The 26,084-nt window shown below is 53.7% G+C and carries 25 protein-coding genes and 3 pseudogenes; 16 read left to right on the top strand and 12 right to left on the bottom strand.

What is annotated here, in order from left to right; all coding sequences use genetic code 11:
* Positions 1–73: 73 nt before the first annotated feature.
* Together AC2FHW_RS19195 and AC2FHW_RS19190 are read right to left on the bottom strand one after the other, a co-directional pair.
* Positions 74–364, bottom strand: a pseudogene (locus AC2FHW_RS19195) (transposase); the annotation flags it as partial.
* Positions 365–830: 466 nt separating this feature from the next.
* Complete coding sequence (locus AC2FHW_RS19190; protein ID WP_142636060.1) at positions 831–1,412, bottom strand: TetR-like C-terminal domain-containing protein; 582 nt, start codon at positions 1,410–1,412, stop codon at positions 831–833.
* 123 nt (positions 1,413–1,535) lie between these two features.
* On the opposite strand from AC2FHW_RS19190, the gene AC2FHW_RS19185 reads away from it, so the two are divergent.
* Positions 1,536–2,126 (top strand): YceI family protein, encoded by a 591-nt coding sequence (locus AC2FHW_RS19185; protein WP_142636058.1) that lies wholly within the window; start codon positions 1,536–1,538, stop codon positions 2,124–2,126.
* Positions 2,127–2,192: 66 nt separating this feature from the next.
* The gene (locus AC2FHW_RS19180; protein WP_142636056.1) at positions 2,193–2,729 is read left to right on the top strand and encodes a luciferase domain-containing protein; all 537 of its coding nucleotides are present in this window, start codon (positions 2,193–2,195) and stop codon (positions 2,727–2,729) included.
* 299 nt (positions 2,730–3,028) lie between these two features.
* Here the strand turns inward: AC2FHW_RS19180 and AC2FHW_RS19175 are convergent, their stop codons facing one another.
* The 4 genes from AC2FHW_RS19175 to AC2FHW_RS19160 form a co-directional block, all read right to left on the bottom strand.
* The gene (locus tag AC2FHW_RS19175; protein WP_496822467.1) at positions 3,029–3,976 is read right to left on the bottom strand and encodes an ornithine cyclodeaminase family protein; all 948 of its coding nucleotides are present in this window, start codon (positions 3,974–3,976) and stop codon (positions 3,029–3,031) included.
* 315 nt (positions 3,977–4,291) lie between these two features.
* Entirely contained in the window at positions 4,292–5,563 is a 1,272-nt protein-coding gene (locus AC2FHW_RS19170) for a sensor histidine kinase (RefSeq protein WP_496822465.1), read from the bottom strand.
* A gap of 56 nt (positions 5,564–5,619) precedes the next feature.
* Positions 5,620–6,279 carry a response regulator transcription factor gene (locus AC2FHW_RS19165; protein ID WP_142636050.1) on the bottom strand — a complete coding sequence of 220 codons (660 nt, stop codon included), beginning with the start codon at positions 6,277–6,279 and terminating at the stop codon, positions 5,620–5,622.
* A 38-nt stretch (positions 6,280–6,317) separates the two neighbouring features.
* Complete coding sequence (locus AC2FHW_RS19160) at positions 6,318–6,845, bottom strand: PepSY domain-containing protein (protein ID WP_271952518.1); 528 nt, start codon at positions 6,843–6,845, stop codon at positions 6,318–6,320.
* A 205-nt stretch (positions 6,846–7,050) separates the two neighbouring features.
* Here AC2FHW_RS19160 and AC2FHW_RS19155 point away from each other — a divergent pair, with 205 nt between their 5' ends.
* Positions 7,051–8,049, top strand: coding sequence for a hypothetical protein (locus AC2FHW_RS19155; RefSeq protein WP_271952517.1), 999 nt, complete (start codon positions 7,051–7,053; stop codon positions 8,047–8,049).
* Between the two features lie 165 nt (positions 8,050–8,214).
* On the opposite strand, the gene AC2FHW_RS19150 is transcribed toward AC2FHW_RS19155, so the two are convergent.
* Positions 8,215–8,400 (bottom strand): hypothetical protein, encoded by a 186-nt coding sequence (locus AC2FHW_RS19150; RefSeq protein WP_142636042.1) that lies wholly within the window; start codon positions 8,398–8,400, stop codon positions 8,215–8,217.
* Positions 8,401–9,042: 642 nt separating this feature from the next.
* Here AC2FHW_RS19150 and AC2FHW_RS19145 point away from each other — a divergent pair.
* Positions 9,043–9,281: pseudogene (locus tag AC2FHW_RS19145) on the top strand (transposase); the annotation flags it as partial.
* Here the strand turns inward: AC2FHW_RS19145 and AC2FHW_RS19140 are convergent.
* Complete coding sequence (locus AC2FHW_RS19140; protein ID WP_185956674.1) at positions 9,234–9,386, bottom strand: hypothetical protein; 153 nt, start codon at positions 9,384–9,386, stop codon at positions 9,234–9,236. The pseudogene AC2FHW_RS19145 and the gene AC2FHW_RS19140 overlap by 48 nt on opposite strands.
* An 892-nt stretch (positions 9,387–10,278) precedes the next feature.
* Here AC2FHW_RS19140 and AC2FHW_RS19135 point away from each other — a divergent pair.
* The 7 genes from AC2FHW_RS19135 (at position 10,279) to AC2FHW_RS19105 (ending at position 19,436) form a co-directional block, all read left to right on the top strand.
* Complete coding sequence (locus tag AC2FHW_RS19135) at positions 10,279–10,725, top strand: universal stress protein (RefSeq protein ID WP_271952515.1); 447 nt, start codon at positions 10,279–10,281, stop codon at positions 10,723–10,725.
* A gap of 255 nt (positions 10,726–10,980) precedes the next feature.
* Positions 10,981–11,766 (top strand): formate/nitrite transporter family protein, encoded by a 786-nt coding sequence (locus AC2FHW_RS19130; protein WP_271952513.1) that lies wholly within the window; start codon positions 10,981–10,983, stop codon positions 11,764–11,766.
* Positions 11,767–12,010: 244 nt separating this feature from the next.
* A complete protein-coding gene (locus AC2FHW_RS19125) occupies positions 12,011–12,388 on the top strand; it encodes a nuclear transport factor 2 family protein (RefSeq protein WP_271952511.1) in 378 nt (125 codons plus the stop codon).
* A gap of 346 nt (positions 12,389–12,734) precedes the next feature.
* Entirely contained in the window at positions 12,735–13,730 is a 996-nt protein-coding gene (locus AC2FHW_RS19120; RefSeq protein WP_271952509.1) for an HlyD family secretion protein, read from the top strand.
* On the top strand, positions 13,727–16,423 hold the full coding sequence (gene rbbA, locus AC2FHW_RS19115) for a ribosome-associated ATPase/putative transporter RbbA (protein WP_496822463.1): 2,697 nt from the start codon (positions 13,727–13,729) through the stop codon (positions 16,421–16,423). The genes AC2FHW_RS19120 and rbbA overlap by 4 nt, the downstream gene beginning before the upstream one ends.
* Positions 16,424–17,548, top strand: coding sequence for an ABC transporter permease (locus AC2FHW_RS19110; protein WP_496701415.1), 1,125 nt, complete (start codon positions 16,424–16,426; stop codon positions 17,546–17,548).
* A 313-nt stretch (positions 17,549–17,861) separates the two neighbouring features.
* Positions 17,862–19,436: a trypsin-like peptidase domain-containing protein gene (locus AC2FHW_RS19105; RefSeq protein ID WP_496822461.1), complete on the top strand. Its 1,575-nt coding sequence runs from the start codon at positions 17,862–17,864 to the stop codon at positions 19,434–19,436.
* Between the two features lie 9 nt (positions 19,437–19,445).
* Here AC2FHW_RS19105 and AC2FHW_RS19100 read toward each other — a convergent pair whose 3' ends face one another.
* Both AC2FHW_RS19100 and AC2FHW_RS19095 read right to left on the bottom strand, forming a co-directional pair.
* A complete protein-coding gene (locus tag AC2FHW_RS19100) occupies positions 19,446–21,062 on the bottom strand; it encodes an MFS transporter (protein WP_271952501.1) in 1,617 nt (538 codons plus the stop codon).
* A gap of 48 nt (positions 21,063–21,110) precedes the next feature.
* Positions 21,111–22,331, bottom strand: a complete 1,221-nt coding sequence (locus AC2FHW_RS19095) for an APC family permease (protein WP_142636022.1) — start codon at positions 22,329–22,331, stop codon at positions 21,111–21,113.
* Positions 22,332–22,487: 156 nt separating this feature from the next.
* On the opposite strand from AC2FHW_RS19095, the gene AC2FHW_RS19090 reads away from it, so the two are divergent.
* From AC2FHW_RS19090 to AC2FHW_RS19075, 4 genes are all read left to right on the top strand, one after another.
* Positions 22,488–22,703 (top strand): hypothetical protein, encoded by a 216-nt coding sequence (locus tag AC2FHW_RS19090; protein ID WP_142636020.1) that lies wholly within the window; start codon positions 22,488–22,490, stop codon positions 22,701–22,703.
* A gap of 31 nt (positions 22,704–22,734) precedes the next feature.
* Positions 22,735–23,142 carry a c-type cytochrome gene (locus AC2FHW_RS19085; RefSeq protein ID WP_142636019.1) on the top strand — a complete coding sequence of 136 codons (408 nt, stop codon included), beginning with the start codon at positions 22,735–22,737 and terminating at the stop codon, positions 23,140–23,142.
* Between the two features lie 133 nt (positions 23,143–23,275).
* Complete coding sequence (locus AC2FHW_RS19080) at positions 23,276–23,725, top strand: phasin family protein (protein WP_271952496.1); 450 nt, start codon at positions 23,276–23,278, stop codon at positions 23,723–23,725.
* A 60-nt stretch (positions 23,726–23,785) separates the two neighbouring features.
* A complete protein-coding gene (locus AC2FHW_RS19075) occupies positions 23,786–24,193 on the top strand; it encodes a universal stress protein (protein ID WP_271952494.1) in 408 nt (135 codons plus the stop codon).
* A gap of 228 nt (positions 24,194–24,421) precedes the next feature.
* On the opposite strand, the gene AC2FHW_RS19070 is transcribed toward AC2FHW_RS19075, so the two are convergent.
* Both AC2FHW_RS19070 and AC2FHW_RS19065 read right to left on the bottom strand, forming a co-directional pair.
* Positions 24,422–24,823: a GNAT family N-acetyltransferase gene (locus AC2FHW_RS19070; protein ID WP_271952528.1), complete on the bottom strand. Its 402-nt coding sequence runs from the start codon at positions 24,821–24,823 to the stop codon at positions 24,422–24,424.
* Between the two features lie 57 nt (positions 24,824–24,880).
* A pseudogene (locus AC2FHW_RS19065) lies at positions 24,881–25,207 on the bottom strand (DDE-type integrase/transposase/recombinase); the annotation flags it as partial.
* A gap of 76 nt (positions 25,208–25,283) precedes the next feature.
* On the opposite strand from AC2FHW_RS19065, the gene AC2FHW_RS19060 reads away from it, so the two are divergent.
* Positions 25,284–25,967, top strand: coding sequence for an IS6 family transposase (locus AC2FHW_RS19060; RefSeq protein ID WP_271952492.1), 684 nt, complete (start codon positions 25,284–25,286; stop codon positions 25,965–25,967).
* Positions 25,968–26,084: the final 117 nt, after the last annotated feature.

Here is a 26,084-nt window from a genome sequence, read left to right as displayed (position 1 = left end):
AAAGGTATTCCTCTCGGCCATCGCTCTCGCTGCTACAGTCCTATTCTGGCTGTAAATCAATGAGTCTGGAGCCTAGATATGTGGCGTCGATCATGACCATCTTCTTTTCACCGTGCTCGGCAGCCAGACCAGCCATCATCCGTGCGAAGATGCCTTTCTCGCTCCAACGCATCCACCGGCTGTAGAGCGCCTTTTGAGGTCCGGATTCCCAGGGCACATCTCGCCAACGCAACCCATTGCGATTAATGAAGATAATCCCGCTCAACACCCTTCTATCATCGACCCGTTGCCTGCCGTGCTACTTCGGGAAGAAAGGGGAAAGCTTGGCCATATGCTCGTCTGTCAGCCAATAAAGGTCGCTCATGTCATCGCTCCATATTTGGAGCTGTGAATCACGCAGCGCAGCGAAAATCAATGCATCCTGAGCCTAACATAGATCCAAGCGAAAGCTTCCTTCGCACCAAAAGTCAATTCATGGCAAGCGTTGTTGAATGGCCGCTAACCGAGACTGTGAATGCGCTTTATCCGAGAGTAGCGAACGGCGGGTAGGCTCGCATCAACGAAACTGCAAATTCTTGTCTTGAAGGTCCGCTTTGGGCTGCTAGCGGCCTATGGTGTTTGCTGCGGAGAATGGCAACACTGAACCCAAGGTGTTCATGTTGCAATAGGAATGAGCGGCAGCGACAAATCAGGGTACAGACATCAACGTTGTGAGTAGCGGTACGTTTTGACCATGCGACGTGCTGATGTCACGCAGCGAACATAGCCTCACCGCGATCTTGGAGATCGTTAGGCTTCTTGGTCGCTTTGTCTGCAAATTCAGGCGATGTTCAATGTCCCGAATTGGTTTTCGCTATACTGCAAAGCAGATCAACATGTTGATCCAACCAATCTTCGTCCAGTGCCTCGTGACGTATGAGTTTGCGGAAATAAGGTGCAGCGACTGCTAGTTCTATGAGTTGGTCAACCGGGACGTCGGCGGTGATCTCACCGCGGCCTATTGCGGCTGCAAATACTGCTTCAACACTTGCGAACCTGTCTTTCATAAATTCAGTGATCACCAACCTCGCTTCTGCATCGTTGGACGCAGCAGCGACCACCTGAGGCGCAATTTGGCCCCATGGTGTGTCATTCAAGGCTCCCATCAGTACACCGAGTAGCCAGCGCAGGTCAGATCGTAGCGGGCCATCGGTTTTGGGCGGTATGTTCGGCGGTGTTGCGATGCGCCTGAACGCTGCATCACGCAGACTACGCGCATCTGGCCAGTGTCTGTAAAGTGTGCTGCGCGAAATGCCCGTTGCCTTCGATACTGAGCCATGAGTTACGTGCAGCACGCCCTCATCCATTAGTATCTTTTGCGCAGCATCAAGCGCGGTCTGTCGTGTGGCGATCAGCCTAGGATCTTCTTTCAATCACCCCTCCTATAGAACATTTTGTTGCATAGTAGAACATTTTGTCCTAAAAGTATGGCAAGCTAAAACTAAATCCCAAAATTCAATTTCGCAAACACGTCTTGTCAAAATGGGAGCGTATCAATGTTCAAAGTGGCAGCAACCCCGCTGGCGGTAATCTTATCGATGGGCGCGACAACCGCATTGTCCGAGAGTGGCACTTACGAGCTGGATCCTGGACACAGCCAGGTATTGTTTAGCTACGATCACATCGGGTTCTCAGAAACGTTTGGAATGTTCTCAGGTTTTAGCGGTGAGATAGAGTTCAACGAAGATGATCCGTCGGCCTCATCTGTCACAGTGTCTATGCCTGTAAAATCCATGATCACGGGCTGGGATGCCCGTTTGCAACACTTCATGTCCGATGACTTTTTTAGCGCGAGTGACGGTGACGTGGTCACATTCGCCTCAACCAACATTGAAGTGACCGGGGACAACACCGCGAATATTTCTGGCGACCTGACCATGAATGGCATCACCAAACCTGTTGTCCTGGAAACAACGCTTAACAAGTCAGCGCCATACCCGTTTGGCCCAAAAGAGGGCACGCCAACCTTGGGGCTGGCAGCCACGGCGACTATCGTGCGGTCTGAATTCGGACTTGGGGCGTTTGCACCTGCGGTGAGCGACGAAATAGAGCTCTTGATCAATATCGAAGCGTTAAAGGCTGAATGATGTGTGCAAGTGCGCTGATACTGCACGGAGTGCTCTTTCTTAACTTTTGACGGGGTCGCCAACAATATGGATATTTTCCCGAAAATATTTGCTGTTGTCGCAGTAGCGGCGGTCACGAGCCCTTTGGCATATGCGCAAGAGTACGCGTTCCCAGAGCGCACCTCGCCCCGCCCTGAAACGACAAGCGGCGTACCGCATACTCAGATAGGTGTCGAAATTGATGCCGATTTGGCCCGGCTATTGCTGGAGCGAGTTGCGCAATTCCCAGGGGTCACACTTGGCCCCACACGCATATCACTACCTGGCGCGACTGGCTTTCAGCTTGATCCCGACATGTTGTTGTCTCGACCGAGCTCTATCGTCGGTGGGTTTGAGTTTGCGCATTTGCATCCTGACGGCAGTTTGCACGCTTCGCTCGACCCAGCATTGGCGCGAAAAGCAATTGAGGCTGGCTGGGCCGTAGCTCACCCTTGGGCCGATCAACGCCCCGGATGGAGCGGCTTTGTCATGATCTATACTCCAACCACACCAGAAGAGTTGGAAGTCGTCATCGATCTGGTCGAAAGTTCGTACACCTTCATCACCGGCAACACCTTGGGTTAAACCTGTTTTTCCCGAAAGTGTGCGGTGGCGCCTGTTTTCTGTCAGAGAGCAGTTTCAGCCACCTTGTTTCTCGCAGTCATTTTTTTCTTAAATTGTCGCCGTGGCGAATGCTCGATACCTTCAAGCCATTCACACTAATGGTAGCTGCCGTCCGCTTGTTAGATTTTGCAAAGCTCGGAGTGGAAGTTCCGCTTCGGGCTGCGACCAACTAATTGAACTGATCGCAGAGAATGGCGTATCTGCGCCCAAAGCGACCATTCCGGTATCTAATTACAAAGTGGGTGTTCATGTCTTTGGCCTCACTTCACGGGTTTTTCGGTGAACCGGCGAACTGCGAGGACCGAAGCAGCATAATCCCCCAGTGAAATCCCTCTGAAAGCAAAAGCCGCCGGTTTATTGCGTGCTCGGACGTCGACTTTGCCAGCGACCAATTCCGTCAAGTCGCCAGCAATTTGCTCGTATGGCAACATCGGCTTGTCGCTTTCCAGCTCCTGCAAACGGTCGTCGACAATTACCGTTTTGAAACCAATCATGTGCGCCGGCACCCACGGGATGCACGCATCAGTTATGGTTGCGAAGGCAGTCGGCTTCAGCCATCGGGCATCCAAGAAGGGTTCAATGGAATAGTCCAACGTTATCGATGTCACTATCAGATCAGCATCACTCAAAGCCTCCTTGGCATTGGCGCATGTTTCAGCTTCGAGACCCATGCCCCTAGCATAACGACAAAGCTTGTCGGCATTCTCTTTACCACGCCCGAACACGCGGATTCGTTTCAAGGGAAACAGTTCTGAAAACGCAGCTAGATGGGAGTGAGCTTGCACGCCCGCGCCCACAAAAGCCACCGTCTCGGTATGAGGGTCAGCAAGCCGTCGCGCTGCCACCACTGACAGAGCCGCAGTTCTGATTGCCGTAATCCAATTCGCTCCCAAGACCGCGCGAAGTAGTCCGGTTTGCGCATCCATAACCATGATGGCACCGTTTATCGCGGGAAGACCCCTCGCCGGGTTTTCCGGACACATTGTAACCTGCTTGGTCACGATGAATCCATCATCTCCCATTGCCAATGTAGACATTGCGTAGCGCCCATCGCCGGGCAAGATGACTGTCTTGGGAGAAGTGTGAAGCTTTCCGTCTGCCTTGGCTATTAAAGCAGCCTCGATGGCATCGGCAACTTCCGAAGGTTGGATGCCTAAACCCCCGAGGTCGTCGTCAGACAGGTAAATTAAGGCGTTCTCAGAAGTCACAGAGTCCCTCACTTAAGCAATTTGGCTTTTTGACTGAATACATTGTCTTCGGCAGTTCTTCCTATCGGTTTACCTTCACAGAAGTATTTTGGCTGTAACTTTTGATCGCCCGATCCAATGCGCAAAAAAATGCGCCTTCATTTTTCTGAAAATGTGAACCTAGCCGAACGCCTGATTTGTCCATTAGGCCGACTTTGTGCGGTCTGAACCAACCCGATGACCTACTGAGATCGTCAGACGACAGGTTCGGGCCCATTGGTAGTTAAAGTTGCGAATTGTTCAAACGACACTTTGCAGATCAGATTCCGGGCGACTTCAGGTCGGGATCACAATCCGACACAACAACCCACCCAGCGATTCAGAGCGGTCCAGATCTAGTCTGGAATCGTAGGCTTTCAGTAAGTCGACCGCGATCGCCAGCCCAAGCCCGCTACCAACGACCGAGGTGTCCAGTCGTCCGCCGGATCGCAAGGCTTCGCGGTGGGCGTCTTCTGGAATTCCGGGACCGTCATCCTCGATACTGATTTCGATACATTTCTGCTTACGTTTCGCGGTCAGCCGTACCGCGCTTCGACACCATTTGACCGCATTGTCCAGAAGGTTGCCCAAAATCTCTTCTATGTCCTGCGTATCCATGCGCACCCAAAGACCCGGATCGCCATCGATCTGCAGCGATTTACCTTCGCGGTCCGCCATGGCCGAGAACAGCCGCGCCAGGCGCTCGATGGAGTTAGACAGATCGGTCCGCGAATGGGTCAGGTCAGCAGCGTTCAAAGCCCGCAGCCTGGCCAGAGATCGACCAAGTTGAGCATCGATCCTGTCCAGCGCCTCTTGTGCGGTATCTGTCACCGCTCCGGCGTTGGACAATGTCACAAGTTCATTGCGCAATATGGCTGTAGGAGTTTTCAATGCGTGTGCCAGATCTGCGGCCTGGCGGCGCGAACCCGAGACAATCTCGCGGTTCCGACGCAACAGCTGGTTCAGGTCCTCGACCAATGGCGAGACCTCTTCGGGGTAATCTGTTGGCCTAAGGTCTTCGTCTTGATCCCAGCGATGGGCCACATCCGTACGCAGCTTTCGCAATGGTCCCAGAACAACTGAAATCAGAAACAACGAGCCGGCTAAACCGATCAGGCCAACTAGGCCAAACACCGGCAGCAGGCTTTTCTGCGCCGCGCGCCGCTCGGCCACGAGTTGAGCCTGACTTTCGGCGACGCTGACGCCCCATACCGTGCCATCTTCATAAGTGATCTTCTGAAAAGCGCTGCGCAGCACTTCATTCTCCGGGCCGCTTGTGTCCCAGAGTGTGGGGAAATCGGGAATGCCGGGGGGTTCCGCGATGACCTCATCAAACAGCGAGCGAGAGGTGAAGACCACACCGTCGGCGCTGCTGACCTGCCAGTACCGTCCGGAATAGGGGGTGCCATAAGCCGGGTCAAATATCAGATCCCGTAGGGCATCCGGGTTTTCGGTTGTGACATTCAGCCCGACAACCAGCTGTGTGTGACGATCCAGCAGCGCAGAGTCGAACCGGTTGGACACCCGTGCATCAATGTATGAGAAAACCGCCAGTGTGCCTACGCCCACAGACACTGCCCCAGATGCAATTCCCCCCAGCAATGCCCGTTGTCGCAGCGATAACATCAGGCCGAATCGATCATATATCCACGACCCCGAACCGTTGTGATCAGGTCAGTGCCAAGCTTCTTGCGCAGACGGGTAACAAATACGGCGATAGTGTTCGAATCCCGGTCTCCATCGTATTCATAGATATGCTCTGAAAGTTCTGATCGTGAAATCATCCGACCAGAATTATGCGCCAGATAAGTCAGCACCGCGATTTCTTGAGCAGTCAGGTCAACCGGCACGCCATCGGCTGTCACCCGGCCGTTACGGGTATCCAGAATGACGTTTCCCATTTCAATCACGGGATTTAGCTGTCCACTTTGCCGTCGCAGGATGGCGCGAACACGCGCGGCCAGTTCGGGCATGTGGAACGGTTTGGTCATATAGTCATCTGCGCCCGCATCCAGGCCGTCGACCCTTTCGCTCCAGCCATCGCGGGCAGTCAGAATCAGCACCGGTGTTTTGACACCCTCGTTGCGCCATTCGCGCAGAATCGAAATGCCGTCGCGCTCTGGAAGGCCGAGGTCAAGGATGATCATGTCATATGGTTCGGTCGCACCCAGATGCAGGGCGTCGAGCCCACTATTGGCGACATCCACAACGCGGCCTTCTGCGTTCAGGAGTTTTTTGATCTGTTCGCAGAGGTGCGGTTCGTCTTCTGCCAGCAATACTCTCATACTTAGGGACTATAGGCGAGCGAATGGAAGTATAACCATTACTTTTTGCCCCCGCCGTTACCTCCGCCATTACCACCGGAGTTACCACCGCCGTTACCGCCGCCGTTGCCACCGGAATTACCACCTCCGTTACCACCGGAATTACCGCCACCATTGCCACCGGAGTTACCGCCGCTATTGCCTTTGTTTGCAGATTTCCCCTGCGAAGTGCCCTTGCCGGATTTACCCGGCGCAGCGCGGGCAGCTTCAAAAATCTGGCGGCCAACGACGGATCGGTTGGAGACAACAACACCCGTCTGAGCGTTGACGATGACACTGACGATTTTACCATCCGGTTTCTTGACGAGAATACGGTAATATAGCCTGTCAGCCTGAAAGGCGCGCGCGTCAACTGGCGTTCCACCAAAAGCCTTTTCAACGCCTTTGATTACTTTTTTCAAACGAATGGCACTGCCTGAGGTTGTCGCCTTGCGCAACTCGGATTGCGTCAACTCACGTGCAGAAGCCTGTCCCTCTCCGGGGTGGAGAAAGGCAAGTAGACAGGCAATGGCAATAAGCTTTTTCATCCTTGTCACTCATTACTGCGAAAACGCCGGCTCAATCTACCGATTTCTATGTGAACCTACGGTGAACAGCCAGTTACGCGTGGGTTCAACGATGATGGGTTTAGATTAGGGGTGTCGGACTCTGTTTTCGACACCCAGTTTTTGCGTCTGCTCGCCGCTGATTACCGTGACAGACAAGAATCGCACCTGACGAACGAGGACCATTATGAACACCAAACCGATCAACCTGCTAAAAGCCTCTGCTATTGCCATCGCCCTGCTGGGCTCGACCGCGATTGTCGGAGCTGTCGCGTTTCCTGATGCTGCTTATGCCAAAGGGGGAAACGGCGGCGGTAACGGAAACGGCGGCGGCAATGGCAACGGCGGTGGAAACGGCAATGGTGGTGGAAACGGTAATGGCGGATCTGGTGCGTCCATTAGCGATAGTGATAAAGCGGCCGGAAAATCTAACCGGAAATCTTCCAACGCGGGTAAGTCAAAGTCATCGGGAAAAAACAAGTTTTCCTTGAAAGACCTGTTTGGGGGCAAAAAGACCAAAGCCAAATCCACAGCCGTAAAGACCGTACGCAAAAGTCAACCAGTGGATCAGGTGACCAAAGCAATTCGCCCCGCCCCGAAACCGAAAGGGTACAAGATGGCGGATCTGCTGGGCGTGCACCCATCTGAACTAGGCGCACTGAACGCCGCCAACGCTAATGAGAATGCTCTCAAGAACGCCTCTCCTAATTCCCGTGTGGGCCGCATCGCCGCATTTCGTGACGCGGTTCTGGCCGGAGATGAATTGCGTGAGGAGCTTGCGGAAACACAGGCACAGCTGGATGGCATGACCCCGCCGGACCGCCCGGTCTCTGAGATCGAAGAAGACCTTGATGCGGCTCTGACAGATGTTCAGGAGAAGCAGGATCGCGTGAACGAGCTTGAGGACGCTCTTGCCGATGCCGGGGGCACAGATCCGGATATAGAAGCAGAGCTTAAGGACGCCAATGACGAACTTCAGGGAGCCCTCGATACGGCCGAAGACCTAGGCGCCGAACGGCAGGCTGCGGTCGACTACAACGATACGGTGGCAGAAGTCGATGCGCTGACTGAGGCTGTAGAAAATCAACCGCAGACCGAGCGTGAAGCGTTGGAGGCTGCCGCCAACAAGCCTGTGACGGATGAGGTCGAAGCTGCCGTAAAAACTCTGCTTGGTCTTGATAGCTGATAGCTGATTGCTGATTGTCCAATCAATCATCAGGTCAAATAGACCCGAGCCAGCAGGCATAACAACATCACAAATAAAAAAACCCGCTCCGATCCGGAGCGGGTTTCACTACATCCCAGACAACACCACGTGACTTGGGATATACGCAGACGTTCTGTTGAGAGATCAGACGCCCCGTTTTGCCTCTTCTAGTCGCTTATTGTTGATAATTTCAGACAGTGCATTTTCGATAGGAGGGAAGCGACCGTTGCTCGAATTCGTGATGTTTGACATTTCACCGCCTGAGACGGTGCGCGAGGATTGCATTGCTGTAGGAATGCTAGGCGCACCCTCATTGGCAGTATTGATCATGCTGTTCCCCTTCAGTGCATCCGGGCACGCATTGATCGGCCCTGAGTAAGGAAGTATGAACGATAACGGTTGAACACTCTGAGAATACATTGTTCACGTTCGGTTAATGTTGTTGCGTATGAGTGGACAAATTGGGAGGGGGCATTGACCGCCGTATAAGGAAATGCTTCCATTTTGATTTTATTTCCCGATGGCGGCTTTGTCTCGCATGGCCACTGTCCAAAGCTCCACACCACTGCATCTTGGATTAAAAGTCCGCTTCCGATGCTATTGCCGCCGTTTGTAGGGCTTGTTGATGCAAGCGCGGCGAAGGTCTGCCGTGTGGCCTTACTGCCAAGTAGCCTGTGGCACGTCGATTGGAGGCCATCGTTCTGGATGAACGTTGTCAACAAGATTGGGCGGCAGCTTTATTGGGATTCACGCGGCAATTCACTGGGAATACGCAGAGCAGGCAGAAAAAGCCCTGAAAAGGGCGTTGGATCGTGAAGAACACCACAAACGGAAGCAAAATCGCGAGTATCAATCTCATCTTAAATGACCTTCTGATAGTTAGACCGCTATGTTCTCACGAACACGGGCGTTGTTGCATATCTCTCGCAGCGAGGGATTCACAACGCGAATCCATAAGGTTAAACGGTGTGGATGAGTAAGCCATCTTCCGCCCGTTAACGCGTCACGAATTGGTCCGACTACAATGCTGCGCCTAAGGAGCGCGGGTCACTTCTTGTCTGGCTGGACAAGGACATGACCTGGCTCGCGGCGCACGAAGGTCGGCCTTGTCACAGCCGGTCTTTTCGAATGCGGCGATCCAATTCTACCTGTCGACCAAGGTGCTATTCAAGCTGCCACTGAGACAGACAGCGGGGGTGACCGCTGGCGTTGATCAGCTTCGTTTCGTAGCTAGTTTCTCTGACCACATCGTTGATAAAATGCGCAATCTTAGCCGTTTGGCCTTCTAGGGTACCGTAGGCAATCAGCACAGTCATTCCGATCCTCCTGCAAATCGGTTCGAAAAACGCACCAACTATGTCGAAACAGCTCGCTTCGGCCCTTGATCCCAATCAAAAGTGCCTGTCTTGCCAAGTTATTTGGGCGCGGGTGAGGCACCCATTGGCTGGCTTATGCGGTTTTGGAAAGCGCGAAAGCTACAGTTAACCAGAATGCACTGCGTATGGTCATTGCGCCGACCGTTCGCCATTCAAACGGCGTTCCACTAAGTGCCACTAGTATCAGAACAACGAACACCAATAGTGTAGATAAGCCAAGCAACCAGGCAATTCGTTGTGCCCAGATTGTGGATTTATAGAGCGCGAAAGCGCCTAGCAAATAGATAAATCCAGCCAGAAAATTGAACCAAAGCACGAATAGAACTGCATCTCCGACTGCAGCTCTGGCAGCAGTCCCCCCAAACAGGGCTGTTCCTCCTGAGAAAATGGTAAGGAGACCAAAGAGTAATGCGGCTATCGTAACTGGGCGAACCCAAGGCGGAGAGGAAGGCATCGTTGTATTCCCCAGAAATAAGATTGAATCTCATGTCGTGGGCAATCTGCCAACCTTGCCAAACGAACTGAAACGCACGTCCCTAATAGCAATTCTTCTCGCCATTTCCCTTGATCTTTATCATTGGGCTTAACTTGATACCCTTTGAAAAAATGCAGCGTCTGCGCGAGGTTTTTCGCAATAATTATGCGCTGTTGCCCCTTTGGGACGACCCGTTTGCAACTCCTAACATTCTTTAAAATTGGTTCAGTTACCGTGTATCTTCTAGAAATAGACGGACGACTACGTTCGAACCTGCAGTGAAAAGTGTTGATTTGAGTCAAAGTTAACTACTTCAAGCTCGCCCATACTAACCCCTCACTAAGGAGGGAGTGCAACATGTTCAAAAAGATCGTAGTTGGCTTGGATGGATCTGAGGCGTCAGAAGCAGCTCTGCGCGTTGCCTGTGATATTTCAAGCAAATATGGCTCCCAAATTCACCTTGTTCATACACCTCAGCCCCAAACCGTGGCGTTCGCAATGGGCGCATTGGCTGGCTATCACGCCGTCACGACAATGCCATCAGACGAAGAGGTGCAGCAGGCAGCAAACAAGATTATTTCTGCTGGTAGAGAGATCGCCGAAGAGTACAATCAGACGGTTTCGCAAACGTATACCCAACGCGGTGATCCCGTCGACCAGATCATCGCATGTGCCGAGCAATGCACAGCTGACCTGATTGTGACGGGTCGCCGTGGATTGGGAAGCATTGGTAGCCTAATTCAAGGGAGCACCTCTCTAGGCATCAGTCGGAATGCCACTTGTGCTGTTTTAACCGTTGCCTGAATTTCAAACTTGGCCCCAATCGGCGCTAAACGATGAGGATCGAAAAGTTCTGCGTTAAGATCTCGCGAAAGCGGAAGCTGAAGTAGATCTCAAGGGTACCTATGGCCATGACCGCGCGCCAAACTGTGTTAGGAGGAACTATCCGAACTCAGAGGGAACAGATAGGCCTCCGGTTTTATTTGCGCGTTAGTTCAAGGTCAGAAGACAGGATTAAACTTCCTGCTACGTAAACTCGTGCCAACTCTGGAGCGCCACATGAACCCCCCGGCCCTGTTCGATGCTCATAAACCCGCTGAAATTGCAACGTTAGTTGAGACTGCCGGGGTCGCAAAGGCAAAGCTGCCACTAGCACCCATGTTCATTCTTGCGATGCTGGCTGGAGCATTCATAGGGTTTGGCGCAGCGGCCTATACGATGGCGGTCACGGGGGCAGACAGCGCTTCAGGGCCGATCCGCGTTCTGGGAGGAGCAGTGTTTTCCCTGGGCCTTATCCTGGTGATCGCAGGTGGTGCGGAATTATTCACCGGCAATGTTCTGATGGTGATAGCAGCGGTCGATCGCAAGATACCGTTGCGGCTGCTGTTCCGAAGCTGGGGCATCGTCTACGTTGGTAACTTCGTGGGTGCCGTTGGGCTTGCATTGGCCTTCGCCCTGACCGGCTTGCTTGAGGGGCCGATGGGTAGCACTGCCATAAGGGTAGCCGATGCCAAAGCGGGGTTGGAACCAATGGAGGCTTTCGCCCGCGGCGCATTGTGCAACGGGCTGGTCTGCCTTGCCGTATGGCTGTCCTTCGCCGCCCGCAGCGTCGCTGGAAAAATTCTAGCGGTCTTGTGGCCCGTCTCTGCATTTGTGTTGCTGGGGCTCGAGCATTCGATTGCGAACATGTATTTCTTCCCGCAGGGCTGGGCAGCGGGAGCAACCGTGCCGGTTTTCGCAGCGGCGGCCAATCTGCTATGGGTCACTCTGGGTAACATTGTCGGCGGGGCGGGAGGAGTTGCCTTGGCCTATTGGTTTGCTTATCTTGGCGGACCCAAACGGTAAGATCTGTTTCTTCGATTTCAGCACCCGCCGGAGAGAAATGATCGGAAACAGTTGGTTCTGAAGGCGTTGTCTAATAACGCACTGGCTGAAGACGACGCCGGAAATTGGGCCGCTCATTTCCACTGTGCAAGTCGTCCTCTCGATCCTGATCTGAATCCTTCGCGAACATCTAATTTTATTGATCCCTGTCAAGATTGGCAAAGGTACGATGTGATACAGTTGAGGCTGAAATTGGGGGGCTATCATGGAAGAAATAGTCGAGATTGGACGAACATTCGTTCAGGCAATGCGTGATCGCAGAGGTCTTGCAAACGTTGGTGAAATGTATGCCGAAAACGCTCAATCTATTGAGGCGGTTGTACCTCCGGTTCGACAGTTTCGCGTCACCAAGGGCCGGGATGCTATAAAGGGAAAAAGAGAGGACTGGCTGGCAGCTCATGAAATCGTCGAATTCGACGTGGATGGCCCCTATGTTCATCCCCCAAACCGCTTCGGTGTACGATATAAGGTCAACGTAACGCAGAAGGCTACAGGGCAACACATGACCTTGAGCGAGATCGCAGTTTATTCGGTAGCAGATGGGAAAATTGTACTTGAAGAGTTCTTCATGTTGCCGAAGTAGGAACGACAGCCAGCAACGCTGACGCAGTGTTGGTCTTATCTGCACGTTGGAAGCGTGACTCGTAAGAGCTTTGACACGACAGATGCGCAACTGGGCATTTATTTCGACTACGGGATGCTTGCCCTTGCGCATCATTGCGACCAATTCGGCGCAGCCGTCATAGAGAGTCACACCCCGAAAGCCTCATTGGGCCGTGGATGTGGGCCAACAACCAGACCTGAGCCGCAAATTCGTACCCGATAAGCACTTGGACAATCATCAGGTAGAACCTGTTTGATCCAACTCAAGGCATCACGTCGAGAGCGAGCTAAATTAGAATAGAAAATTAACTAATGTGCGCGGGGCCATGAGAAAGAACGTACGCGCAATTCTGATCGCCATAGCGCTCCTACTTGCAGGTGCAGCTGTTTATTTTTTCGTCGCAGAAGACAGTGATGAATTGCCGGCTGGGTTTGTACAGGGCAATGGGCGGATCGAGGCTGAACAAGTAGAAATCGCTCCAACCTTTGCCGGGCGAGTTGCTCGGGTCATGGCAGCAGAGGGCAGCCTGGTTGCTTCGGGTGAACTGCTGGTTGAAATGGATACAGATGAATTATCTGCAGCCCTTGACCGTGCCAGTGCCGAGGTTGCGCTGGCGCGCCAAACCAAGGCCGAAGCCGAAGCCGTGGTCGTCCAGCGAGAAAGCCAGCAACGTCGCGCTTCGCAGGAGCTTGACCGGGCAAAGGCGTTGCTGGCCGGTCAGAATATCTCGATGACTGTCTTTGAGGATCGTGAAACCGCGTTTCAGGTTGCGGATGCCGTGCTGGGCGCGGCCAAGGCCCGGGTTGCAACGGCGGATAGCCAGATTGCCGCCGCAGAGGCCGAGGTGCGCCGGATTGCGGCACAAATAGAGGATGGTTCTCTCATCGCTCCCATGCCGGGGCGTATTCTGTATCGACTGGCCGAGCCCGGCGAGGTCGTTGGAGCGGGCGAACCGATCTTGACGTTACTCAGTTTGGAAAACGTCTATATGGAGGTCTTCCTGCCTGCACGCGAAGCGGGACTATTGCCCATCGGTGCCGAGGCGCGCATCGTGCTTGATGCGTTGCCGGAATTTGCCATCCCAGCAACCGTAACCTTCGTCTCTCCCGAAGCTCAATTCACTCCCAAGCAGGTAGAAACTTTGAGCGAACGGGAGCAGCTGGTTTTTCGCGTTCGGGTTCGCATTCCCAGGGATTTGGTTACGGCGCGGATTGAGCATGTGAAGACCGGCCTTCGCGGCATTGCAGTGATCCGACTTACTTCCGATGGCGCGTGGCCAGACGATCTGGATAGACGAATTCCACCCGAGCTGTTCGAATGAGCGCCGAGGGGGGCTCATCTGGTTTCTGCATCAACGGTGTCACACACACGTACCGACAGCATGTTGCGTTGGATAACCTTTCGCTGGTTCTGCCAACTGGCCAACTTATCGGATTGATCGGGCCGGACGGGGTTGGCAAGTCAACGCTGCTGGGATTGATTACCGGCGCAAAGCAACTTCAGTCCGGGGAAATTGATGTTCTCGGGGGATCGATAGGTGACCGCGCGCACCGTCACCGCGTGTGCCCGGCGATCGCATTTATGCCGCAGGGGTTGGGCCGCAACTTATACGCGGAACTGTCTGTGCGTGAGAATCTCGAGTTCTTTTCACGTCTTTTCGGACAGGGGCAACAGGAACGTGAAATCAGGATCGCGGCCTTGCTGTCAGCGACCGGACTTGCGCCCTTTTCGGACCGGCTTATGGGCAAACTTTCGGGCGGAATGAAGCAGAAACTTGGACTGTGTTGTGCGCTGATCCACGACCCTAAGTTTCTGGTACTGGACGAACCGACGACCGGAGTTGATCCACTGTCGCGGCGCCAATTCTGGGCGCTGATAGACGCGGTCCGAGAAGAAACGCCCGGTCTCTCCATACTGGTTTCAACGGCCTATATGGAGGAAGCCGAACAATTCGATTTTATAGTAGCGATGGATGCCGGTCGGGTGATATTTCACGGCCCCCCTGTCAAGCTGAAGGGTAAAGCCCGGGATCTTGAAACATCTTACAGGCAGCTACAGGCACGAGGAGAACCCCGGTTTGTGCCGAACAAGGTACCCATGCATCATCAAGGTGCAGACCCGGTGATCACGGCGCGTGGGTTGACCCGACGCTTTGGCGATTTTACTGCCGTCGACAACGTCGAATTCTCGATCCACCGAGGCGAAATATTTGGCTTCCTCGGATCAAACGGCTGCGGCAAGTCAACCACCATGAAAATGCTGACAGGTCTTCTGCCAGCAAGTGAGGGAGAGGCGCTGCTGTTCGGCAGACCGGTGGATGCGCGCGATCTTAGGATGCGCCGCGAGATCGGGTATATGAGCCAGGCATTCTCGCTTTATGGTGAGCTGACCGTTCAACAAAACCTCCAGTTGCACGCCCGCATCTTTGCGATCAAGGATCGTGTAGAACGCATTGATGAATTGGCCGAACGTTTCGGCCTGAAGGCACATATGGGCACGCTGGCGTCGGCGCTTCCGCTGGGTATCAAGCAGCGTCTTTCCCTTGCCGTCGCCGTGATCCACCGGCCTCGGGTATTGATCCTGGATGAGCCAACCTCGGGCGTGGACCCCGAGGCGCGCGACTCGTTTTGGGCGCTGTTAATCGAGCTGTCGCGAGACGATGATGTAACGATTTTCGTCTCGACACATTTCATGACCGAAGCGGAGCGCTGTGATCGCGTTTCTTTCATGCATGCAGGCCGGGTATTAGCTGAAGGTACACCAGATGAGTTGATCGCAACGGCACAGTCGGACAGTCTGGAAGGTGCGTTCATCGCTGTCCTGGAGGCCGTCGAGCCGCCCGCGCCGGTAGCAGCACCCAATGTTTCGGTTGATGCTGTCAACCCGGGCGCTGCCGGAAGTATCGGGCGCATACTGGCCTATGCACGGCGCGAAACAACCGAGGTTCTGCGCGATCGCGTCCGTTTGGCTTTTGCTTTCCTTGGCTCAGTGATCCTGATGTTGGTCTTTTGCTATGGGATCACTCTGGACATAGAAGACCTGGATTTCGCGGTACTCGACCTGTCTCAATCGCCTGAGAGTCGTACCTATATCGCCGAGATTTCTGGTTCGCGCTATTTCAACCCCACTGTGCCTCTGGCCAGTTTTGAAGACGGCCGCGAGCGGTTGGCCAAAGGAGACATCTCGCTGGTTGTCGAACTCCCACCCGATTTTGGTCGCAAGTTGCGCGCCGGCGAGCCAACTGAAGTCTTGGCAATTGTGGACGGTGCGATACCGTTCAAGGGTGAGACAATAGAGGGCTATGTGGCCGGGCTTCACAGTACGTTTCTGGAAGTAATGGCCCGCCAAAGTGGCGAGCAGTCGGTCGAAATCGCCCGCATCGAACCGCGCTTCCGATACAATCAAAGCTTTGAAAGTATCGCTGCAATGGCCCCTGCCATGCCTGCGATCCTGTTGATAATGCTGCCGGCCGTTTTGATGGCAGTTAGTGTCGCGCGGGAGAAAGAGTTGGGCACGATCACCAATTTCTACGCAACGCCAACGACGCGGCTCGAATTTCTGGTTGGCAAACAGATCCCCTACATTGTGATAGCGTTCGTCAATTTCCTACTTTTGGCAGCGATGACGATCTTCATTTTTGGCGTGCCCCTAAAAGGAAATCCGGTGCCCCTTGCAATTGGTGCTTTCCTATATGTTTGGGCAACCACATCTTATGGACTGCTTATTGCGACCATAACGTCGAGCCAGGTGGCCGCAACTTTTGCCACCGCTATCGCGTCGGTGGTGCCGACCATTCAATTCTCCGGGCTGCTACAACCGATCTCGACGTTGGAAGGCGGCGCTCAGACGATTGGATCGCTTTGGCCTTCATCCTATTTCCTGCATCTAAACGTCGGCGCGTTCACCAAAGGTCTTAGCTGGGATGCACTTGCCCCCGACCTTCTGGCCCTAGCCTGTTTCGGGCCCGCGCTAACCTTGATCGCTGCACTGTTACTCCGAGCGCAGGAGAAGTGAATGCAACGATTGTCCCGCATATTCTGGCTTGGTTTGAAAGAAATGATGAGCCTTCGGCGCGACTGGGTGATGATGGCGCTGCTTGTCTGGTCATTCACGCTGGCGCCCGTAATGGAGGCAACGGGCGTTTCAAACTCGGTCAACAATGCATCCATTGCATTTGCCGACGAGGATGGCTCGCCTCTTTCACGCTCGCTTGCCTCAGCGTTTTTTCCGCCTGAATTCCAACCCGTTGTCCAGATCGCACCGGGCACCGGGGCCGAAAAGATGGATGCAGGGCATTTCCTGTTCGTAGTCGCAGTGCCACCAGGGTTCGAGAAAGATGTTCGAGCCAGGCGCGCGCCAGAAGTTCAGGTTTTGATCGATGCGACAGCGATGGAGCAGGCCGGAATTGGAGCGAACTACATCATCAATATCTTGAGCGCCGAGATCCGGCGCTTTGCCGTCGGAGCAGAATTGTTAGACCCGCCGCCCATTGATATCATTGTGCGCAGCGCATTTAATCCAAATCGCGACACTGTTCGTTTCGCCGGTATCGTCGCGTTGATCGGTCAGATCATGTGGCTGACCACAATCCTTACCGGTGCTGCCATGATCCGTGAGCGCGAGCATGGAACAATCGAACACCTGCTGGCGATGCCGCTTACTCCATTTGACATTGCGGTCGCCAAGATCTGGGCAAACGCGGCGGTGGTTCTGGTAGCGACCGCCCTATCGCTGACCTTTGTTATGCAAGACTTCCTGGGGATCAGCATCGCGGGATCGAAGGTATTGTTTTTGATTGGCACAGCTCTCTTTCTCTTCACGGCGACGGCGCTTGGGGTGTTTCTTGCGACGATTGCGCGCTCAATGGCTCAATTCGCACTTTTGGTTATGCTGACGGTGCTTCCAATGTTGATGCTGTCAGGAGGAGAGACGCCAATCGAAGGGCAGCCCGGCTGGCTTCAGATTGGAACATCTATCCTCCCATCCCGCCACTACATGTCAGCCAGTCAGTCCATCATTTTCAAAGGTGCCGGGATCGAGACGGTCTGGGCAGAGTTTGTATGGATGGCGTGCTTGGGCGCGTTCCTTCTGGCAACAAGTCTGCTGCTTTTTAGACGCTCGGTTGCACAAGAGACCTAAATAAGTTTTTGCACCTGAGCCAAACTAGGCGGCTGACAGAACACCCGCTTGCGTAAGATCAAGGTCTCATCCAAGTAAGCAAATTTGAAGCACACGCACGTTCACCATGATCGGGTCAACATGTAAAGAAGGCCGGTCGGTCATTGGGCCTCTCCTGATAGCATCACCTACTTGCAATTAACTCGACGGTAATAATTAACCGCCGGAGAACCGCTCCCGGGCATACTCTGAATGTGTGCTTTATTGCCAAACGTGGAAGTTTCAAGGTTGCCCGTGATAGAGTGGGTATAGCGCTATTAAACAGAGATGGGCCATGCGGACACCGGACCAAGGCGACACAGGAGTTGATACAGGTAATGTCCGTGCATTCCTGGAGAGCTTGACCGGCCCGTCCCGCGGGACCGTAGTCTGGCTTGCCGACAACGCTGTGTCGGCCTCGGTCGGTCCGGACCGTACCTTGAGGCTGAGACCGAAAGAAGATGTGCCAGCTTATGACGAAGACATTGCGACTCTTCAGTGGTCAGATGACGGTTACACGTTAAACGCGTTGTCTGATCGGAATATCTGGGTCAACGGTCACAAGGTCGCTTCGGCTGACCTCAGGCACGGTGACATGATCGAATTCGGCGAAAAAGGCCCGATGTCCCGCTACAGGGTATGCGAACACTCATTCCCTGCACATCGCACGGTCGAGGATATCCTAAGCGACGCGTACGCATATGCGAGAACAAGCCGTCGACCCTTTCCAAGGAAAATTTCCGGTGCACTGCGCGACAGTGGGCGTCGGCTAACATCACAAACCACAATTCTCTTCAGGATCACCGTTATTGGCGCAATCCTTCTGATCGCCGTATTTGGGTATTTACTGTTTCAGAACGACAGGAAGCTGGCGGACAGCCTGGAACGAGAATCCCGAAAGATCGAAGCAGTTGCCGTTATGCTGGCACAGACCCGGGAAGACTCATTGACGCCAGAGGATTTGGGTGCACTCAAAGACGCATTCGAGAGTCAGGTGCTGTCCACTGAGCAGCGTCTTGGCACGCTGGAGGAACGCGCAGGCGCATCAACGCGGATTATCACAGCCTCTACGCGTTCCGTCGCGTTCGTCCAGGGCGCCTATGGATTGCGGCAGATCAAAAGCGGGAAATTGCTGCGGCATGTGGTTGGCCCCGATGGAAAGAATCTGCAAACGCCATTTGGACAACCGTGGCTCGAACCAGATGCGATGGGCGAACCTGCTGAGTTTCAGTTTACTGGAACCGGGTTTCTTCTACAGGACCCGCCTCTGTTGGTGACCAACCGTCATGTTGCCTTGCCCTGGACGACTGGCGACCGTGCACAAGCCCTTCAGGCCGCAGCGCTGGAGGCCGAGATGCTGAGTTTGCTGGTCTATTTGCCTGATCAAACTGTGCCAATTAAGGCTGTCTTGCATAAAGCAAGCGAAACCGCAGATCTGGCGCTTCTCTCTATCGACGCCACACGCGTTCGGGGTCTTGGGCTGTTACTTGCAGATGAGCCACCGCGAGCGGGAGAGGAAGTTTTCCTGCTTGGATATCCAACCGGCCTGAAGGCTCTTATCGCGCAGGCCGGTCCGGGCTTTCTGAAAACGCTAGAGAATAAAGGCGCCGTGGATTTCTGGACAATTGCGACCCATCTTTCGGAACAAAATAAAATCCGACCCCTGGCCAGCCGGGGAATCGTAGCCCAGACCAGTCCCGGCGCCCTTGTTTATGATGCAGAGACCACAACTGGAGGAAGCGGGGGACCTGCGTTGAACCGAAACGGTAAGGTGGTTGCGATCAACGCCGCGATCTTACCCGAGTTTGGTGGTTCGAATATTGGCGTTCCGGTGTCGCACCTCAAGACACTTCTCAATGAAAGCGATTGATCCGCGTATTCATTCGCCTGTCCGATATGGTGAATTTTGCACAAGAAAAACCATAATCAGTGGGACTATGACAGAGATCAGGCCCACGGTAATCAGCAAATTCCCCAAGTGGCTATAGTCAGCGATGGATGCAACTGTACCCGTTCTGGGTTCGGTCACGACACGAGTCACGACAAATACCTGGTTTAGGTATTTTGTGCCCAAGCTGCTTGCCGACAATGCCATGTTGGTGAAAGACGCCATGACAGCAAAAAAGGTCGCCTTGAGATGTGTCGGGGCGTTACGTGCGATCCAGGCCAGCATCGGGACCATCGCGATCTGACCCAGCGGTGACTCGACGGCTGTGTCGAGTATGGCGATGAATCTTGCATCCACAACCCCGCCTGTGTGCGCGGCCGTCCATTCATGCACTCCGTAGTACAAAGCAAGGTTAGGCAGGGCCAGCACTCCGGCGGCAATGGTGAGCAGTACCACCACCTGCGCGATGGAACGACTGGCCATAAACGGTCTGAGGATGATCAGGCCAAGCAGCGCTAGTAGTGAGGTCAGGAGCGCCAGAATTGCCAGAAACTGTTCGTCGAACCCAAGCTCGTCGATTTCGAACCAGGTCAATCCCGGACCAGGCAACGGGACCGCGCGAAAAACGAAAATGATTGTCGCCGTCCCGATCAGAACCTTGGCCTGTTTCGACTCCAGTTCCCTTAGCAGCCGTGACATGAGATAGAGAATGACCGTGAGCGAAACCGCAAAAACAGTCTCTTGCGCAAAGGCGAAATTTGCGGTTCCCAACACAACGCTGAGTACAACAAACGCGAGACCTCCCAGCAGTATTGGCCACCTTACTTCGGTGGCTTGATCCGGTTTGTGTGGAAGGTGCCCAAGACTAACGAGGCGACGCTGTATCAGAGCATGAAGAACCACTCCGCTGATCGACAGTAAGGGGACAACCAGAGCGACGAGATAGACCTGACCGTAGAGAACCAAACGATCGCTTTTATCCAGATCCTCCGCGCCCGAAAAAATCCAAATGTTAACCGCTGCGACTCCCGCAAACCCGGATATGATCGCAATCCTGCCCAGGGTCTGCATGGTAGTGTGGCGGGCACGAACTTCTTCATGCGTAAACGCGAACCCATCTTGGTTGGTTTGTGGTACCGCTTCGACCGTCATGGCATCTGCCACGACGTCCTGAATGGCATAACCAGAAGGTGCCAGGATCAAGGCAACGACATACCAATGCTCAAGCAGCATGACCCCGGCCATCTGGGCAGGCGCGGTCACAAGTCCATACATGATAAGCAACGAGGCCGTGATAAGAGACGCGCCAACCAATATCAGCAGCGATTTCCAACGCCAGAACAGATCCACCAGATGCCCAAGCGGCATTTTCAAAATCCAGGGCAATCCGGCCCAAAATGCCAAGCCCGCCACGAAAGCAGCAGATAGATTCAGATAGTCCTTGAGGAAAAACGCGCCAACGACGGATGTCAGTCCCGAAACTCCGGCCGCGAAGTACACCATTAACGGTGGCATGTAGGACCATTGTAATTGCGCGACCAGATCAACGAATGTCCGGTGCCACCAGTCAGAGAGCCGCCTTCCAAGTGTAGGTCGATCAGTGTTCATACGTCATTCGGATCCCGTTCTGGCAACCTAACGCCGTCGGATTTTCTCTCAAAGAAACCCGGCGCCAAAAAGCAGGGTGCTGGTCAGCACACCAAGGATTGGCACGACAAGAGGTACGTGGAAATGTTGTCGGGTTGAATCCGGTTTCAACTTCAAAAAGATCAGCGAGAAATTGACTAGCACAAACACCCCCAAGACGATCTGAGATGTGCGTTCTGCTAGGGTGCCGATCGGCAGTGTTTGGGTCAGTAGAAGGATTAGCGCCACAACCAGCAGGGTTGCGACGACTGGTGTCTGGGTTACCTGCGGGACACTCGCCAGTATTTTCGGCAGATGATCCCGGTCGGCAAGACCGTAGATTACCCGCGACGCCATTATCATCTGGATCAGGACGCCATTGACTGTTGCAACGACTGCGACTGCGGCAAACCCCTGTTTGATTACTTCGGGTGCATTTGAAAAAACCAAAGCAAGCGGGGCAGTCGACGTCGACAAGGTGTCGATAGGAACAACAAGCAGGACCGTAATTGAGGTCGCCAGATACAGACCCGTCGCCAGAACGAGCGTCAGCAGAATTGCCTTAGGAATTGTGCGAACTGGGTCTTTTACTTCTTCGGCGACGTTTGCCATGTCCTCGAATCCAACAAAGGCAAAGAAAGCCAGAAGCGACGCCGCAAAAATGCCCCGCCAAGCGTTGATCTCAAAACCTGGAAACGTCTCGCTGAACGCATAGCCTTGCGGATCCTGCACGGACATGCCCCAGCCAATCACAAACAGAAGCCCCGAAATCTCGATGATCGTGATCACTGCCGCCACAAATACTGATTGCGCGATGCCCCAGAGTGCAATCAGTCCCATAACCGACACGATGCCGATCGTAAGCAACGTGGTGCCAAGGTTGGTCAGGGTGTGAAGATAGGAGGCCGCTCCAATCGCAACGGCCGAAGCCGATATCACTCCCGAAGCAGCGACGGCGAGACCCACCAACACGGCAATCCAGTTTCTTTGAAACCCAGCTTCGACGTATGCCGCTTCTCCCGCGCTTACGGGATAACGGGTTGCGAGTTCGGCGTACGACAAAGCCGTCAGCGAAACGACGAGCGCTGCAATGAGAAACGAAACAGCGGCGTAAGGACCAGCGACCTCGGCGGTGGCACCGACAAGCACATAGATTCCCGCACCAACGGTGACACCTAGTCCGTAAAGCGTAAGCAACGGGGCAGTAAGCGCGCGTCGGAGTTTAGGTGTCGGTGGATCGGCCGTATGCATTGGCTTCACTCCTCAATGAACAAACGCCTGTGTACCGAGCTACAGCGCGGTTGAGTACACCAGTCACTAACGAGGGGCTCGCCACCATTCATTCCGAGCCCCTGCGGTGGAATTTCCACGCTTTTGCAATTCCGCTTATCACCATGTTTGATTTGGATGCAGGCGATGAACGGCAATCCCGCTGAAACATTCATGCTTTACTATGTAATGTACCTTTTTGAATTGATCTATGTCATTGGTCGCCAAGAACCGACCAGCCAAGCGGAACCGACTGCAGTGTACTTACTTTCGTCGCAGTTTTTCCCAGCTGGTACTCAAAGGCTGAATATGAGCGAGATCAATGAAGCGTTCGCTCAATACCGCGTAGTCTAAACGCGAAATGCTGACGTTCGAGGAGGAACAAATGCCAGTTTATCGCGGACTTCTTTTGTCAATATTTGCTGCAAGTGCTGCACTGGCGCAGGATATTGACCTTCAAAACGGGCACAATCTCTACAGAACCTATTGCTGGCAATGCCATGGTTTCGAGGCCACTGGAGATGGTCCAATGGCGGAGATGCTGGCAATAAGGACGCCTGATCTGACCAGGCTTGCGGCCCAAAACGACGGTGTTTTTCCGATTGAGGAGGTGGCGCGTCAAATTGATGGTCGCGCACCATTGCTCGCGCATGGCGGAGAAATGCCCATTTTTGGACCAGCTTTGGATTCGGACCAAAAAGTTGCGCTGACCATGCCTGACGGCCAGCCAATGTTCGCAGGTGTGCCGTTGGCAAATGTGATTTATTATCTTGAGTCCATACAAATCGAGTAGGTTGGTACAAATGCTGCCATTAGATTGTAGAGGACCACTGCCCACGTTTGTTGACGCCGGTTGATCTACATTAAGGTTATTTTCTACGGGATTTGGTAACATTCAACATTGGGAAGATGAGGAGGAATCTCCGATGCCTGAAGAGAAGCCAAAATCAAGTTACTCCAACCCACTTGTTGATGTTTTCAAGCAGATGCAGCCGACTACTACGGCCAATCCGTTTTTAGGCGCTCAGCTTGAGCAATTCTGGGACACGCAGGAGAAATCACTGAAAGAGGCAGAGGCCTTTGCTCAACATTGGTTTGAGAGGCGCCACGAGGCTGTTCGAACCGCGCTAGAAGCTGCGCGCTCGGCGTCTGCTGCAGACCCGACTGATCCGGCGAAAGCACTGCAATCCATAGCAGAGTGGCAGAAGCATTCAGCCGAACGCCTCGTGGCTGACGCTCAGGAATGGTTCGAAACAGTTGCCCGATGTGCAGCATTTGCAGCGGAAACCGAAGCCGAAGCTGTGGAAAAAACAATAGATGATGTTGCAAGCACAGCAAAGAAAGCGGGTAAGTCTTCGAAATCCGAACCGGTTTAGAGTGCCGTATCACCGCGGAGGCCGGAATGATCGTAGCTGGAGCAATCGAAGGTGACTAACATGTATAAGAACATTCTGATTCCAGTCGCGCTGGACAACGATCACGATACACAGGCCTCATTTGAAGCTGCTCGTTTGCTGGCGAGTGCCGATGCGGAATTCACAGTGCTCCATGTGCAGGAGCCGATCCCTGCATATGTGGCATCCCAGATACCTGAGGAAGTTCTGGCAAACACGCGAAAAGAGCTTCAGGAGGGCTTACATCGGAACGCTGCAGAGCTACCGGGGGCGAAACCGCGGCTTATCTCGGGGAGCGCTGGCCGAGCGATCGTTGATTTCGCAAATGAAAATGGCATCGATTGCATCGTGCTGGCCTCACACAAGCCGGGGATCGAGAACATTTTTATTGGGTCGACTGCGAACCGGGTCGTTCACCACGCCAATTGTTCTGTCCACGTGATCCGCTGAGTCGTTTTTAGGCAGGTGTCCAAGTCAAATGCCGGATGCCCAGCATGGGACACAAAGACGACGGAGTGAAATTGGCGCTGTGAGCACGCGCAGCATGAAAATCGTATTCACGCTATGGGCTCTCGGCAGACATTCGAGAGTTCACAATGAGGAGCGCCGATGTCTGCTATACGGGACAAACCAGACATTAAACAATCAATGCCCAATGTCTGGTTCTCGGTATTTGCGTCACTCGCGCCCTGAGGTGTCCCACCAATGCGCTTGCACGAACTGAGGGATCGCCATCGTCGTGCCGTTCAAGCACTCGACCGTTCCGGCTGTCAGCTCAAGGGCCATCCATGCTTCATGCGCCGTCAACAGATCAGGATAAGGCGTCTGTTTGTCAGTTGGGGCAAAACCATACCGGGGGTAGAAGTCGGGGACGCCCAGCACGAACACAGCATCCGTTCCAATGGACTTCAGGTGTTCGATACTGGTTTCCATCAGCTCCTTGCCGACTCCATGGCCTTGATACACCGGCGACACGCCGCAAGGTGCGAGCAGGTAGCATTTTGTGTCCGGATGGTCCTGGAAGACGAACGGCGTAAACAGCACGTTGCCTGCAATCTGCCCGTCCGGTTTGACACTGATCGAGGTTCTGTCGCAAACTTTTTAGATGGCAAAGCATCAGTGGATTTGGCGAGCAGTTTATCCCGCCAGTTGGATGAACTGCTGAAACGGACGGAGTCCGGGCGTGAATTGACCTTTGCGGATCATGTTGACCAGTTCTATGCCTGCCAGGACAGATGCGGCTGAAGCGAAGGATTTGAATCCCAGCATGGGTCTGATCCTTCGTTTGATAAATCGGTGATCCTGTTCAATGATGTTGTTGAGGTATTTCCGCCTGACCATATCGAATGGGATCGGACAACCAAAGCTCTTGAGCATCTTGTTGATCGCTTTGATGCCAGCTGTATTGGCACCACTTTAGTCGATGACGATCTTGCGTGGCAATCCGTTCACCTCAAGGGTTCTGTCGCAAACTTTGCTCCCAACTGTCATTCCGACTGCGGTTCTGATAGTGCGCGCTCGGATAAGACATGAGCAAACGGTGACGATCTCATTCAAAGGCGCGCATTTCCCAAAGGACGTGATCCTACACGCGGTCTTCTTTTACCTGCGTTACGGTGTTTCCTATCGAGACCTGGAAGAAATCATGGCCGAACGGGGCGTCGACTTGGATCATGCGACGCTGAACCGATGGGTGGGCAAATATGCCGGGCTCGTGGCTGAAGCCGCGCGATATCGAAAGCATGCTGTGGATCGTTCTTGGCGCATGGATGAGACGTATGTGAAAGTGAAGGGTGAGTGGGTGTATCTCTATCGCGCGATCGACAAGTTCGGCAATACGCTTGATTTCATGCTTTCCAAGCGCAGAAACAAAGTTGCGGCAACGAAGTTTTTTGCCCGCGCGCTCGAAGTCAACGGTCTGCCGCATAAGATTGTTATCGACAAAAGCGGGGCCAACACTGCCGGCATCAAAGCCATAAACAAGATGCTGAAAGGCTTTGGCTGCCCAATACCGATTGAGATGGTTAGGCGGAAGTACCTCAATAATATCATCGAACAAGACCATAGATTCATCAAACGACGGATCAGGCCCATGCTCGGTTTCAAATCCTTCGCATCAGCCGCATCTATCCTGGCAGGCATAGAATTGGTCAACATGATCCGCAAAGATCAATTCACGCCCGGACTCCGCCCGTTTCAGCAGTTCGCCGAGCTGGCACGCTAATCTGCCCACCAATTTCAAAGATGCTTAGCCATCCAAAAAGTTTGCGACAGAACCGTTTGCGACACATCCCTAGCGAGCACCTCCAAAGGATCTTGAATTCACAATGATCATTTATTC

The sequence above is a fragment of the Ruegeria sp. YTSA108 genome (assembly GCF_059610185.1).
The sequence above is the reverse complement of the archived record's forward strand: the minus strand, read 5'-3'. Positions and strand labels throughout refer to the sequence as shown.

What these genes read in the sequence shown, in the direction of transcription:
- AC2FHW_RS19185 (WP_142636058.1), top strand. Translation starts at nt 1,536, where the DNA reads ATGTTCAAAGTGGCAGCAACCCCGCTGGCGGTAATCTTATCGATGGGC.
- AC2FHW_RS19080 (WP_271952496.1), top strand. Translation starts at nt 23,276, where the DNA reads ATGCCTGAAGAGAAGCCAAAATCAAGTTACTCCAACCCACTTGTTGAT.
- AC2FHW_RS19090 (WP_142636020.1), top strand. Translation starts at nt 22,488, where the DNA reads ATGCAGGCGATGAACGGCAATCCCGCTGAAACATTCATGCTTTACTAT.
- AC2FHW_RS19135 (WP_271952515.1), top strand. Translation starts at nt 10,279, where the DNA reads ATGTTCAAAAAGATCGTAGTTGGCTTGGATGGATCTGAGGCGTCAGAA.
- rbbA (WP_496822463.1), top strand. Translation starts at nt 13,727, where the DNA reads ATGAGCGCCGAGGGGGGCTCATCTGGTTTCTGCATCAACGGTGTCACA.
- AC2FHW_RS19155 (WP_271952517.1), top strand. Translation starts at nt 7,051, where the DNA reads ATGAACACCAAACCGATCAACCTGCTAAAAGCCTCTGCTATTGCCATC.
- AC2FHW_RS19105 (WP_496822461.1), top strand. Translation starts at nt 17,862, where the DNA reads ATGCGGACACCGGACCAAGGCGACACAGGAGTTGATACAGGTAATGTC.
- AC2FHW_RS19100 (WP_271952501.1), bottom strand. Translation starts at nt 21,062, where the DNA reads ATGAACACTGATCGACCTACACTTGGAAGGCGGCTCTCTGACTGGTGG.
- AC2FHW_RS19150 (WP_142636042.1), bottom strand. Translation starts at nt 8,400, where the DNA reads ATGATCAATACTGCCAATGAGGGTGCGCCTAGCATTCCTACAGCAATG.
- AC2FHW_RS19130 (WP_271952513.1), top strand. Translation starts at nt 10,981, where the DNA reads ATGAACCCCCCGGCCCTGTTCGATGCTCATAAACCCGCTGAAATTGCA.
- AC2FHW_RS19120 (WP_271952509.1), top strand. Translation starts at nt 12,735, where the DNA reads ATGAGAAAGAACGTACGCGCAATTCTGATCGCCATAGCGCTCCTACTT.
- AC2FHW_RS19165 (WP_142636050.1), bottom strand. Translation starts at nt 6,279, where the DNA reads ATGAGAGTATTGCTGGCAGAAGACGAACCGCACCTCTGCGAACAGATC.
- AC2FHW_RS19095 (WP_142636022.1), bottom strand. Translation starts at nt 22,331, where the DNA reads ATGCATACGGCCGATCCACCGACACCTAAACTCCGACGCGCGCTTACT.
- AC2FHW_RS19140 (WP_185956674.1), bottom strand. Translation starts at nt 9,386, where the DNA reads ATGACTGTGCTGATTGCCTACGGTACCCTAGAAGGCCAAACGGCTAAG.
- AC2FHW_RS19110 (WP_496701415.1), top strand. Translation starts at nt 16,424, where the DNA reads ATGCAACGATTGTCCCGCATATTCTGGCTTGGTTTGAAAGAAATGATG.
- AC2FHW_RS19125 (WP_271952511.1), top strand. Translation starts at nt 12,011, where the DNA reads ATGGAAGAAATAGTCGAGATTGGACGAACATTCGTTCAGGCAATGCGT.
- AC2FHW_RS19085 (WP_142636019.1), top strand. Translation starts at nt 22,735, where the DNA reads ATGCCAGTTTATCGCGGACTTCTTTTGTCAATATTTGCTGCAAGTGCT.
- AC2FHW_RS19075 (WP_271952494.1), top strand. Translation starts at nt 23,786, where the DNA reads ATGTATAAGAACATTCTGATTCCAGTCGCGCTGGACAACGATCACGAT.
- AC2FHW_RS19160 (WP_271952518.1), bottom strand. Translation starts at nt 6,845, where the DNA reads ATGAAAAAGCTTATTGCCATTGCCTGTCTACTTGCCTTTCTCCACCCC.
- AC2FHW_RS19180 (WP_142636056.1), top strand. Translation starts at nt 2,193, where the DNA reads ATGGATATTTTCCCGAAAATATTTGCTGTTGTCGCAGTAGCGGCGGTC.